The 12,583-nt window shown below is 59.6% G+C and carries 12 protein-coding genes; 1 reads left to right on the top strand and 11 read right to left on the bottom strand.

The genetic code is table 11. The annotated features are described in order from the left end of the window. Window positions 1–28: 28 nt before the first annotated feature. The 3 genes from LQK83_RS14510 to LQK83_RS14500 all read right to left on the bottom strand — a co-directional run bounded on the left by LQK83_RS14510 (window position 29) and on the right by LQK83_RS14500 (window position 3,807). Window positions 29–1,189 (bottom strand): carbohydrate ABC transporter permease, encoded by a 1,161-nt coding sequence (locus LQK83_RS14510; RefSeq protein ID WP_230838106.1) that lies wholly within the window; start codon window positions 1,187–1,189, stop codon window positions 29–31. Between the two features lies 1 nt (window position 1,190). Then, window positions 1,191–2,201, bottom strand: a complete 1,011-nt coding sequence (locus tag LQK83_RS14505) for a carbohydrate ABC transporter permease (protein ID WP_230838105.1) — start codon at window positions 2,199–2,201, stop codon at window positions 1,191–1,193. 241 nt (window positions 2,202–2,442) lie between these two features. Beyond that, a complete protein-coding gene (locus LQK83_RS14500; protein ID WP_230838104.1) occupies window positions 2,443–3,807 on the bottom strand; it encodes an ABC transporter substrate-binding protein in 1,365 nt (454 codons plus the stop codon). Between the two features lie 291 nt (window positions 3,808–4,098). Between LQK83_RS14500 and LQK83_RS14495 the strand changes: the two genes are divergently transcribed. After that, the gene (locus LQK83_RS14495; protein WP_230838103.1) at window positions 4,099–5,121 is read left to right on the top strand and encodes a LacI family DNA-binding transcriptional regulator; all 1,023 of its coding nucleotides are present in this window, start codon (window positions 4,099–4,101) and stop codon (window positions 5,119–5,121) included. Between the two features lie 209 nt (window positions 5,122–5,330). Here LQK83_RS14495 and LQK83_RS14490 read toward each other — a convergent pair whose 3' ends face one another. The 8 genes from LQK83_RS14490 to flhA all read right to left on the bottom strand — a co-directional run bounded on the left by LQK83_RS14490 (window position 5,331) and on the right by flhA (window position 12,502). Further along, on the bottom strand, window positions 5,331–6,050 hold the full coding sequence (locus LQK83_RS14490) for a hypothetical protein (protein ID WP_230838102.1): 720 nt from the start codon (window positions 6,048–6,050) through the stop codon (window positions 5,331–5,333). A 451-nt stretch (window positions 6,051–6,501) separates the two neighbouring features. Then, window positions 6,502–7,413: a WecB/TagA/CpsF family glycosyltransferase gene (locus tag LQK83_RS14485; protein ID WP_230838101.1), complete on the bottom strand. Its 912-nt coding sequence runs from the start codon at window positions 7,411–7,413 to the stop codon at window positions 6,502–6,504. 216 nt (window positions 7,414–7,629) lie between these two features. Then, window positions 7,630–8,187, bottom strand: coding sequence for a hypothetical protein (locus tag LQK83_RS14480; RefSeq protein WP_230838100.1), 558 nt, complete (start codon window positions 8,185–8,187; stop codon window positions 7,630–7,632). Between the two features lie 8 nt (window positions 8,188–8,195). After that, entirely contained in the window at window positions 8,196–8,564 is a 369-nt protein-coding gene (locus LQK83_RS14475; protein ID WP_230838099.1) for a hypothetical protein, read from the bottom strand. Window positions 8,565–8,575: 11 nt separating this feature from the next. Beyond that, entirely contained in the window at window positions 8,576–9,169 is a 594-nt protein-coding gene (locus LQK83_RS14470; protein WP_230838098.1) for a rod-binding protein, read from the bottom strand. 69 nt (window positions 9,170–9,238) lie between these two features. Beyond that, window positions 9,239–9,658 (bottom strand): hypothetical protein, encoded by a 420-nt coding sequence (locus tag LQK83_RS14465; protein WP_230838097.1) that lies wholly within the window; start codon window positions 9,656–9,658, stop codon window positions 9,239–9,241. A gap of 7 nt (window positions 9,659–9,665) precedes the next feature. Continuing rightward, window positions 9,666–10,418 (bottom strand): flagellar biosynthetic protein FliR, encoded by a 753-nt coding sequence (gene fliR, locus LQK83_RS14460; protein WP_230838096.1) that lies wholly within the window; start codon window positions 10,416–10,418, stop codon window positions 9,666–9,668. Further along, on the bottom strand, window positions 10,415–12,502 hold the full coding sequence (flhA, locus tag LQK83_RS14455) for a flagellar biosynthesis protein FlhA (protein WP_230838095.1): 2,088 nt from the start codon (window positions 12,500–12,502) through the stop codon (window positions 10,415–10,417). The genes fliR and flhA overlap by 4 nt, the downstream gene beginning before the upstream one ends. Window positions 12,503–12,583: the final 81 nt, after the last annotated feature.

Here is a 12,583-nt window from a genome sequence, read left to right as displayed (position 1 = left end):
AGTCTATTCCAATTTAAGTTTGGCTGCCTCAACCACCCTTGACGGAGCCTGCTAGCAGGCCGCGCACGAGATAGCGTTGCAGGGAGAAGAAGACGAGGAGCGGCACGAGGATCGACACGAAGGCCGAGGCCGAGAGGATTTCCCAATTGCCGCCGCGCGAGCCGAGCAGCGCATTGAGGGCACCGGTCAGCACCAGCTTGTCCTTCTCGGTGCCGAGGAAGACCATGGCGACGAGCAGGTCGTTCCAGACCCACAGGAACTGGAAGATGGCAAAGGAGGCGAGCGCCGGGAAGGAAAGCGGCAGGACGATCTTCGTGAAGATCTCGAAATCGCCGGCGCCATCGACGCGCGCGCTTTCGATGATCTCCTTCGGCAGGCCGACGATGTAGTTGCGCAGCAGGTAGATTGCGAGCGGAAGGCCGAAGGCGGTGTGCGCGAGCCAGATGCCGGCATAGGTCTTGGACGGCACACCAAGGAAGGTCCCAACATCATTATAGAGACGCAGCAGCGGGATCAGCGACATCTGCAGCGGCACGACGATGAGGCCAACGACGGCAGCAAGCAGCAGGGTGCGCCCCTTGAAGCTCATCCATGACAGCGCGTAGGCCGCGAAGGCGGCGACGAGGATCGGGATCACGGTTGCGGGGATGGCCACCGTCAGCGAATTGACGAAGGACTGGCCGATGCCCTCGCCTGTCAGCACATTCTTGTAGTTCGTCAGCGTGAAGACCGGCGGCGTGGCGACGGCCAGATAAATGCGGCGGCTGGTATTGTCTTCGGTGAAGGGGGCCGTGCTGGTGTAGCGATAGGAACCGTCGGAATTGATCGTCAGCTTGATGCCGTCGCCGAGGTCGGCTTCCGCATCGGGCTTATAGGCGCGCGGCGCGACGGCCTTGGTGCCGAAGGCCTTGACCGTGCCACCCTTGCCGTCCAGCACATTGCCGGAAATGACATAGAGCGGGCCTTCCTGCTTCATCTTGTCGAGGCCGGCAAGGCGACCGGCCTCGTTGCGCTCGGAGGAAGAGAAGGCGGTCCACCAGCCGGATACGGCCAGCTGGTCCTTGTCGCGAAAGGAGGAGACGAAGATGCCGAGCGTCGGCATGACCCAGAGGGCCACAACGAAGAGAACGGTGATGTTGACGATCAGGCGAGGAAGGCCGATGCGGGCCAGGCTTTTGCCGATGCTCATCTCAGCGCCCCTTCATCTCTTCGTTGGCACGGCGGATGTTCCAGATCATGATAGGGGTCACGGCGAGCATCAGCACCACGGCAATCGCCGCGCTGCGCCCACTGTCGCCGCCGCCCTGGAACATCCAGCCGAACATGAGGTTGGCCAGCACTTCCGTGTTCCACTGACCGTTTGTCATGGTCAAAACGATATCGAAGACCTTCAGGACGAGAATGGTGATCGTGGTCCAGACGGTCGCGATCGTGCCCCAGATCTGCGGCACCATGATCTTCCAGAAGATCTGCCATCCGCTGGCGCCATCGATGACGGCGGCCTCGATCGTCTCTTCGGGGATGCCGCGCAGTGCGGCGGAGAGAATGACCATGGCGAAGCCGGTCTGGATCCAGATGAGGATGATCATCAGGAAGATGTTGTTCCAGAAGGGGATGGCGAGCCAGACTTCCGGCTGACCGCCGAAATATTGCACGATGGCGTTCAGGATGCCGATCTGGATCTGCCCCTCGCCGCGGTAATCGTAAATGAACTTCCAGATGACGGACGCGCCGACAAAGGAGATCGCCATCGGCATGAAGACAAGGCTTTTTGCAAAATTGCCCCACATCAAGCGGTCCGTCATCACGGCGATGACGAGGCCGAAGAAGGTGCAGGCGGCCGGCACGATGGCAAGCCAGAGAATGTTGTTGAAGATCGACTGGCGGAAGCCGGCGTCGTTCACCGCCCATATGTAATTGGAAACTCCGACGAATTCCTGGGCATCGCGGCCGTAGAGCGAAAGGATCAGCGTCGCGATCACGGGATAGACCAGATAGATCGTCAGAAGAAGAATGGCAGGGCCGAGGAAGAGCCAGGGGCGAATCATCGCCCGGATGCGCAGGTTTCGCGAGGCGGCGACGACATCGCCCTTGTCCGGCAGCGCCAGATCCAGAACCCGATTGGTGAGGTAAAAGTAGGCGGCCGCGGCAAACACGCCCACCACCATGACTATCAGAGCCGACACGATTTGCGACAGCATGTTCCCCTCCCCTTTCGCCGCGACCGGCAGGTTCATCTCAGGCCGGAAGGCCCGATCAGTCGCGTTTGATATTCGCCACGTCTTTTATGCGGCCGCCTTGGCAACGGTTGCAGGGCTCCGGCGGCATCAATGTCATCTTGAAAAATTTCGTTCCACCACGCGCCCGGAAATACGCCGGGCCGCTTAAAGTTCCGCAATACGAGAAGAAGACGCCGGCTCGACGCCGGCGTCTTCGAAGAGATTACTGCTTCAGGCCATCCCAGGCCTTCTGGATCTGGTCGGCGACCTGCGCAGAGGACTTGCCGCTGACATAATCGACCATGCCGGTCCAGAACGCGCCGGCGCCGATCTTGCCCGGCATGAGGTCGGAGCCGTCAAAGCGGAAGGTCGTCGCGGAGGTGAGGACTTCACCTTCCTTGCGGAGCGTATCATTCGCATAGGCTGCGGCATTGACACCCTTGTAAGGCGTCAGGAAGCCGGACTGCGCCATCCAGACTTCATGGGCGATCGGCGTCTGCAGGAACTCGATGAAGGCGCGGGCGGCCCTGGAGTCCTTCGTGATCGTCACGAGCGTACCGGCGCCTTCAACGGGCTTGCCGAGTTCGGGATGCGAGGCATAGGGCGGGAAGTAGAAGAAATCCGCATCCTTGCCGAGCTTCGTGCCGTCCGGGAAGAAGGACGGGATGAACGAGGCCTGCTTGTGCAGGTAGCACTTCGGCGGAACCGTGAAGAGGCCTTTGGGGCTGTCGCGGAAGTCGGTCGAGGCCACGGCCTTGGAGCCGCCATCGACGAACTTGTCGTTCTTGGCAAACCAGCCGAATTCATCGATCGCATGCTCGACGATCGGGTCGTTGAACTTCAGTTCGTTCGTCGTCCACTTGTCGTAGTTTTCAGGCGTCGTCGTGCGCAGCATCAGATCTTCGACCCAGTCGGTCGCAGGCCAGCCGGTCGCGCCGCCGGAACCGAGCCCGATGCACCAAGGCGTACCGCCGTCCTTGACGATCTTTTCCGTCAGAGCCTTCAGCTCTTCCATGGTCTTCGGGATCTTGTAGCCGGCTTCCTTGAAGTTTTCCGGAACATACCAGACCAGCGACTTCAGATCGGCCTTGTAGGGAAATGCGAAGAATGCCTTCTTGCCATCCTTGCCCTTGTAGGTGCCGAGATCGACCCAGGACTGGCCGGCGCCGTAATTGTCCTTGACCCACTTTGCCTGATCATCAGACAGCGGCGTCAGGAAGCCCTTGGAGGCCAGATCGGCCAGCAGGCCCGGCTGCGGCAGGATCGCGATATTCGGCGGCGAGCCTGCCTGCGTGTCGATGACGATCTGCTGCTCGTAGTTTTCAGAAGAGGAATATTTGACGGTGACGCCCGTCGCCTCGGAGAAGTAGTTGAGAACGCTGGTTGCCAGCTTTTCATCTTCGCCGCGCCATGGGCCGAAGATCGTCAGGGTCTCGCCCTTCAGGTCGCCATGGGCCTTCTTGTAGGCATCATAGCTTGCCCAGTTGAACTTGGAATCTTCGCCCGGTTTGAACTTGATATCCGCAGCCTGCACGGAACCACTGGCGAGTGCGGCGAACGCAACACCCAAAAGCAACAGTCTCTTCATTGATTGCCTCCCTGACAATTGGCCTTGCAGGCCTGAAATTCCTATGACTGGAGCACTCTTCCCAAAGCGCTTTGAAAGACATTCATCCCATCAATCTCGGCAAAGAGTCAAGTGGATTCATGCAACTTTGGCAGGCCCAGCCCGCATTTCGCAGCGCAAAACGCACTTATGCGCTGCGAAAGATGGTTTTCACGTTTGATCGCTCGCGGATCTCGGGCTAGATTAGCATGCAAGCGGGGACAACGCACGGGGATTTATCCAAAGCGCTTTGACAACACAGGGAGGGGCAAGTTGAACCTGAAGCAGCTTTCAGACAGGCTGGGACTTTCGCAGACGACGGTGAGCCGTGCGCTGAACGGCTATCCCGAGGTCAGCGAAGCGACGCGCGAACGAGTGCTGAAAGCCGCACAGCAGACCGGCTACAAGCCGAACAAGGCGGCGCAGCGGCTGGCGACCGGCAAGGCGAAATCGATTGGTCTGGTGATGCAGAGCGCGCCGGATCTGGGGGGCGATCCCCATTTCAGCGAGTTCCTGAGCGGGCTTGCGGAAGAAGCGGTGAAGCACGATTTCCATTTCGTCATGGCTCCCGCCTCCCCTGATGATGAGGTCAACGCACTGAAACGGCTGATTGCCAGCGGCTATGTCGACGCCGTCTTTCTCGCCCATGTGGTCGACCCAGATCCGCGGGTGGACCTCATGCGCTCGTGCTCCATTCCCTATCTGCTGCACGGGCGGACAATGGGAGATGTTCACGACTATCCCTATCTCGACATCGACAACGAAGGCGCCTTCTATACCGCGACGAAACTGCTGCTGCAGCTGGGACACAAACGGTTTGCGCTACTGAACGGGATCGAGCGCTTCACCTTTGCCATGCGGCGCAAGACCGGCGCGGAGAAGGCGCTGGCGGAAGCCGGGCTGAAGCTCGCGCCTGAGCTGGTGCAGCACAGCGTCATGAGCGATCAGGTGGGGTTCCGGGCGATGGAGCGATTTCTCGCCCATCCCGAAAGGCCAACGGCGGTGCTCTGCGCGAGTACCGCGCTGGCTCTTGGCGCCGTTCGCGCCATCAACAAGGCAGGGCTCAAGCTCGGCCGGGATATTTCGCTGATCGCGCATGACGACGTTCTGTCGATGCTGCGCCCGGAAAGTTTCAGCGTCCCCTTGACGACGACACGCTCGTCACTGAGGGCGGCCGGCGCCCGGATCGGGCAACGGCTTATCGCCCGTCTGGACGGCAACGCCGATCTGCCGGAACAGGAATTGTGGGAGGCCGAGCTGATCGTTCGCGCCTCGACCGGACCAGCCCCCGCCTAGAGCAATTCCGGTGAAAACCGGATCGTCGGAAATGCTCTATCTATTTGTTTTTTAGCAGTCCGGACGCATAACCGCTTACGCACTTCTGCTGGACGTGCTCCAGCACAATCCCGCGAGCTCGGACCTGCCCCGACGTCCGGCACCCAGAAATGCATAAAGGCCGCGATCCGCGGCCTTCTTCATATTTTCATCCTGACGCTCAGCGGAGGTCAGCGTCCGTAGGCATTGCGGCGGCGGCGCAGTTGCTCCGCGGTGATCCAACGCACCTGGTCGCGCAGAGACTGCATGTCTGTCAGCACGTCTTCCAGCGCCTCTTCGCTCGGCTCCTCGATGGCCTTGAGGGCCTCCTGGCGAAGCTCCGCCATGCGAACCACGATGTTGCGCGCCGGCCGCAACTCGACCTGCTCCGGCTCGTCATTCGAGCCTTCCGGCATTGCATTCTGCCGGCCGGTATACGGCCACATGCGCTCAAGCATATCGATCTGTTCGAGAATGCCGCGCGGAACCACGGAGGCCTGTTGCACGGGACGCTCGACCGGCTGACTTTCATCCCGCATGATACGGGCCAGCCCGAGGGCAATAACCGCAGCCCCCAGAAGAAGCGACAGAACAACGATCTCCGCCTGATAAAGCAGAACCGAAGCGGCAGGCTGTACGCGGGCTTTGGAAACAAGCGAGAAGCGGATCGGGTCATTGCCCGATTGCGCCAGGGGGGCAAGCGCGCTCAGACTGCGCGCCATGTAATTGGCAATGACCGTGTCGAAAGCGGGCTCGCCGGAATTCACCTTGATATCGATGACCGAGGCTCTGTCAGACGGCGCAATCTCGATCGCAGAGGCAAGAAACTCTTCCGCGCTTCGGTCGCCATAGAGACCGCTTTCAGCGAGATTGAGGTCGGCGCCGGCCTTGAGAAGGGCTGCCGGCGTCATGGTCAGGCGGCGAATTTCCGCGATCGCTTCAGAGGGTGTAACAGCGCCGTGTGCGTCATTATCCGAAAGCGCTACAAGCTGCGCAGGCAGGGATTTCGCGGTATTGAAGGATCCGATTGCGGTCGCGGCAGTCAGGCCAAGCAATACACAAAGCCCGGCGGCTCCCCATCTTCCCGGCTTGAGCGCGCGACAGGACGACAGCACGTCCTTTATGCCGGATACGCGAATCGAAAAATTCCCAACCATGCGTTGACCCCTGTGTCGAACAGCGAACTGTGTCTCTTTGTTAAACAAACATGGATAACGAATAGTTAACGTGAAATCGCGAATCTTTAAGATGCAAATATAAATCGCGCTCACCCTCCCACGCTCAAAGAAGCGATACTTATTTTAGTACCACTTGATAAAAAGTCGGAGTTTAAAAAACTTGTTGAGCACAAGTATATCGGCGTCAGCGGAAAATGTTGCTTCCGTCAAGATGACGCCGACCCAAGATCCGGACAATGAAGGCCTGGCGTAGCGACCGCAGGATGAACCTGGGATTACCAAGAATATACCGTCGCCACAGGCGTTTTGGCTCGATCAGCAGCCGGAACATCCATTCCAGACGCATGCGACGCAGAAAACGCGGCGCGCGCGGCACGGCCTTGCCGATAAAGTCGAACAAAGCGCCCACACCCAGCACCAGCCGCGCATGTTCGGTGCGAATGTGGGCATCGACCCATTTTTCCTGCTTCGGACTGCCCAGCCCGACGAGAAGAACATCGAGCTTCAGGGCTTCGATGCGCTCCACCACCTTGCCTGAATCAGCGTCTTCGAAATAGCCGTCGGAAACGATCACGAAGTCGTGCCAAGGCGCATGCCGCTTGAAATTGGCCGCAGCCTTCTCAACGACATCCGGAAGGCCGCCAATCAGACCGATGCGCCGCGGGCGATCAATATAGGTCAGAAGGGCGGGAACGAAGTCCGTACCGTTCAGATTGGCGGGAAACTTGTCGCCATAGACGAGCGTAGAGGCAATATCGACACCGATTCCGTCGGGCAGGATGATCTGCCGCGCAAGAATTTCGCGATACTGGGCGTCGTCAAGCATGATGTTGGCATTGTTGGCGTTGAGAAACGAGATGATGGTCTGCCCAAGCGGCAGCGAAGCCATCTCGCTGACAAAGCCAAGCGCCTCAGCATAGGTAAAGCAGGAGACTTCCAGTCCCAAAACGGACCGGCGGCTTACGCAGGCAGACCTGAGATGAGAGATGTGATTCAATGCCGGCCCTCCCGAATTCGGGAACGACAGGCGCTGAGCTTGCTTCTCCCGGACTTTGGAACAGACAGTTTGCACATCGGTACTCGCCTCATACCACATCTTGCGGTGAGGCGAAACTAGGCCAAATCCCCTAAAGACCGTGCTAACGCTTGTCATCGAATTGGGCGTATTCTGTTTACGCTCTATTGGGAAAGCTGCGTCCGCAAGCTCCCCACAAACAGGCCGAAACGGATTTTATACAATTATCTGAAGGCGTTATCGAAACTTAAGAGTTCGTTATCCAAATCGACATTTCGTCTATTCGTTACGAAATCCCTAATGCCCCTCACCTGCAGGCTTCTCGGCACCTGCTCCATCCTTGGGCGCTTCACCCTTCACAATGGATTCACCGCTCTGGATCGTTCCCTTCTTCTGGGCCATGCTGGCGCGAAGATCTTCCTTGGACAGATAGTCGATCTGTTCAATCAGAACATCGAAGACAACGTCCTGGCCGAGGCGCTTGTTGACGGCCTCCTTGATCATTTGACGAAAGGCCGCGACGTCGAAGCTGCTTCTGTGTTCCAGGTTGATCATCTGGTCGCCGACAAGCGTCGTGTAAAGTTCGTCGGTGATCACCACATCGAGCGGAATGTGAATGGAGGCCATCTTCACCTTGTCCACAACGTAGGACAGCCGTGTCAGAAAATAGCCTTTCACGGCGCCCTGCTCGATCACGGGCAGGCTGGTGAGCTCGCCGCGCACCGTTTCTTCCGCCGCCTTGCGGGCAACCGCAGCCTCGTCAACCTTGGGAGCCAGTGCCATCTGCACCGAAAAATAGACCGCGATCAATGCGACGATCACGACCCAGACTCCGGAGATGACGAGCTTGAGCATGGCGGGTCTCAGAACTCGCTATACTGGAAATGTTCCTGCTGATAGGTCCCGTCGTTCTCGGCGTCGCGCGCCGCGCCCTTGAGGAGTTCCGCCACCGCGCGGACGGCCTCCATGTGGGCCTGCACCTTGCGGGCATTGGCGTTGAGCTTGGTCTTCAGGACCTGCATCTGCGTTGCGAAGGAAGACGGCACCAGTTCGGGACGCGTATCCCGAAACAGCATGGTCAATTCGTACAGGCAACGGCTCTTCTGCGCGTTGGACGTCTTGATATCGAAATCCGGGTCCGCACCGAGGCGGGTATTCTCATTGTCGATGATGAGTTCGAGGCGGCCCAGAACATTGGTAATGCGGGTATCAGCCGGCGCTGCTTCCAACATGCTCATCTCCGTCAGGCCTTGTTCTTGGTGTCGGCGCCGGGCAGCAGATCGGCAAGGCCGACGCGCTGCTGCTGAGCGGCGATGGTCGAGGCAATATCGTTGATGCGCGCACTTTCTGCCGCCTTGTCGGCCGGCTTCAGACCGTGATCGTAGACGCCGCCGCGCATCATGTGGTCGGCGATGCCGATGCCGCCGCGCTTGGCAATCGCATTGGCGATCTGTTCGGCCGACATGCTCTTCCAGATGTCACCGGCCATGCCTTTACCGTATATGTCTTCGCTATCGGACGGCATCATGTATTTAAGGAAGTTTTGAAGCACCATCGCCTCGAACTTGCGATAGGTTTCCGGCGTCTGGCCGTCCTTGCCGCCCGCGACGGGTTTCGCGTCGCCGGTCCCTGCAGCCGAGGCGCGGTCCAGGCGCAGGCCTGCCGTGCGGTCGAGACTGGCGACATCGGTGGAAAATCCGTGGTCGTCGCGGGTGAGCCGGGCTGCGGCCAACGTGGCGGCCTGCGACCGGAGTTTTGCCTGTGCTTCCTGCACACGCGTCGGATCGGCCGCGTTGACCACATCCATCACGATATCGCTGGGGGGAGCAATTGCCATATTCGCCTCGCGTTCATTTCGAAGCCGCTGCCTTTGAGGCGCGCGGCGCAAAATAATCTTGCGAACGTATTATCCTTCGCCAAGCTTGCTGGAGGCTGGCGCTGGCATGGAAAGACGCATCTCGATCAGATCGATGACCGCATTGTCCTCGCGTTCGCGATCTTCCGCCGAGCGGGCCTCTTTCCAGTTTTCCTCGAGCCGGTCGCCTTTGGCCTTTTCGCGCAGGATCTGCTTTTCCTGCGCATCCTGCACCTCGATGAGGTTCTGGTCCTCGCCGGAAAGCCGGCCATATTGGGCGGCATATTGCGATTTCATGCCCGTATGGACGGGATTGAAGGAACCGATTGCCTCGATCGCCTCTCCCATGCGTGCGGACAGCATCTGCCGCCGCTGCGTGGTCTCGGCAAGCTCAAGCTCGGCGATCCGCTCCATGTGGCGCTGAACGGCCACGAGACGTTTGAGTTTGGCTGCCCTGCCCTTCTCCGCCATGTTTGTCTCATACACTCGTAAAGAGGGGAATGAAGGCCTCCGCGAACAGCCGGATCAGGCTGGCGATCCCGAAATAGAACAGGATGAGCCCGCCAAACACGATGAAGGGCTGCGATACGAAATAGACCGGCATCTGAGGCGCCAGCTTGTTGACGAAACCGACCGTGACGTTGAAGAGCAGGCCATAGAGAATGAAGGGGCTCGACAGCCTCAGCATGATCATGAAGGTGGAGCTGAGCGTGTTGGTCAGCGTCACAAGCGCACGACGTCCTTCAAAGACGCCGCCCATGGGCAGGGTCTTGTAGGAATCCGCGAGCGCGCGGATGATGACGTGGTGGAAATCCAGCATGAACAGTAGCAGCAGACCCGCAAGAGTGATCATGATGGTGATTTCGTTTTCGCTGCCATCTTCCAGAATGTCATTGGCGGGCGGAGCGTTGAAGCCGGTCATGAGCGTCATGACTGTGCCGGTGAACTGGAGGCCGAGCACGAAATAGCGCGCCACCATGCCGATCACAACACCGATCATGCCTTCGATGAACACGATCGAGACGTAGGTCGTCTCCGGCTTTTTCGCCACCGCATAGACGGTGTCCCACAGAAGCGGCGTGAGAGCCATGGAAACGCCGAGCGCGATGAAAAGTCTCAGCTGAACCGGGACACGCGCGCTGGAAAAACCGGGAAGCGTGAGAAAACAGCCGCCCACCCGACAGAAGACCGCAAAGAGTGCAAGCACCGTCCCTTGCGGATCGTTGATCATGAGATCGAGCCCAGGATCTTGATTTCGATGCCCTTGGCAAGCTCGACATGGGAGAGAACCGGCAGAGTCGCAAACAGCCGTTCGATAATCATGCGGACATAGGAGCGCGTTTCCGGCGAGGTGACGAGCACGAAGGGCATGCCGCGGTCGAGATACTCGCGCACGACCTGCGAGGCCTGTTCAGAGAACTCCTCCAGCTGGCGCGGGTCGATGTCGAACTCGACGACTTCGCCCTTCGGATCGCGCTTGAGCGCCTGATGGAACACGAGGTCCCACTTGTTGCCGAGACGCAGAACGCGCAGCACGCCATTGTCGGCCAGATCGCCGCAAAGCTGCTGGGCCATGCGGACGCGGACATGCTCGACGATCTGTTCGGTCTTGCGCACATGCGGTGCAAGCTCGGCCACAGCTTCCAGGATGAGATGCAGGTTGCGGATCGAGACCCGCTCGGCCAGCAGCAGCTTGAGCACCGCCTGAAGGCCCGAATAGGACATATGCGACGTGCAGATTTCGTCCGCCAGCTTCTTGTATTCCGGATCGAGCCGATCGATGAGGATCTTGACGTCTTTGTAGGACAGAAGCTGCGGCAGGTTGTTGCGGATGACTTCGCTGAGATGGGTCAGCACCACAGAGACATTGTCGATCGGGTGGAAACCTTCGCGCTTCAGTTCTTCCACGAAGGTTTCGAGGATCGACACAGCCGGCATGCCGAAGGCGGGTTCGCGGATATCGTCCCCGGGGATCGACGGCTTGCGGCCGCCGCCGGTGATGACCAGAACTTCGCCGACGCGCAGCTGGTTCGACGCGACCGTCGTGCCGTGAATGCGGATCTGGTAGCTCTTGTCGGCGATGGCGATATCGTCGCTGACCTTGATTTCGGGCACGACGAAGCCGTATTGGCTGGCGAATTTCTTGCGCATCTTGCCGACGCGGAAGGCCAGCTCCTGATGAGCGCCGAGGAGCCGCGTCGAAATCTGCTTGCCGAGAAGCAGTTCGATTTCGGCGGTCTTCAGCACGTTCTTCACCGAGTCGCTCTCGGTTTCCTTGACCTGGCGCGCCTTCTTCTCTTCGGCCTCGCGAAGCGCGCGATTCTCGGCCTCGATCTGGCGCGGGATGAACCAGCTGCCGAAGGCCATGGCGCCGGAGAGGACGGCGAAGGGGACGAAGGGCAGCCCGGGCATGATGGCCAGCACGGCCATCAGGCCGGCCGCGACCGAGAGAGCCCGGGGATAGCCGCTCAACTGGCTGATAACGGCCTTGTCGGTCGAGCCCAGATTGCCACCGCGCGACACCAGCATGCCGGCTGCGAGCGAGACGATGAGTGCCGGGATCTGAGCGACGAGACCGTCGCCGACAGAAAGCTTGACATACACGTCGGCCGCCTGTCCGAGCGGCATCCCGTGGCGGAAATAGCCGATGATGATGCCGCCGAAGACGTTGATCGCGGTGATCAGAAGACCGGCAACCGCATCGCCGCGTACGAATTTCGAGGCACCGTCCATCGCGCCGAAGAAGGAGCTTTCCTGCTCCAACTCGCGGCGGCGAGACTGCGCTTCCTTCTCGTCGATGATCCCGGCCGACAGGTCGGCGTCGATCGACATCTGCTTGCCGGGGATGGCGTCGAGGGTGAAACGCGCGCCGACTTCGGCGATACGCGTGGCGCCCTTGGTGATAACGATGAAGTTGATGACGATCAGGATCAGGAAGACGATGACCCCGATCACGAAGTCGCCGGACATGACGATCTCGGCGAAGCCGGCAATGACGCCGCCTGCGGCATGCGACCCCTCGTTCCCGTGCGAAAGGATGACGCGGGTCGTCGCGATGTTGAGCGACAGACGCGTCATGGTCGCGATCAGAAGAATGGTCGGAAAGGACGAGAACTCCAGGGGCTTCTGGATCCACAGCGAGACCATGAGGATCAGGACCGAGAGCGCCATGGAGAACGCAAGGCCAATATCGATCATGAATGCCGGGATCGGCAGGAACAGGATCGACAGCATCACGACGATACCGGCGGCAAAGCCGACATCACTCAGGTTTGGTCCCGCTTTAGGGGTGGGAACGGATGTCGTAACTGCCATGCTTCGTCCGTCTCATCATGAGATAAAAGCCGCGCTCATGCACGTCATGACATCACAGATAGGCAACGAAGCTTGCGCGAA

The organism is Rhizobium sp. C1 (assembly GCF_021026335.1).
Taxonomy (GTDB): Bacteria; Pseudomonadota; Alphaproteobacteria; order Rhizobiales; family Rhizobiaceae; genus Ensifer_A.
This window is presented reverse-complemented; position numbering and strand designations above follow the sequence as displayed.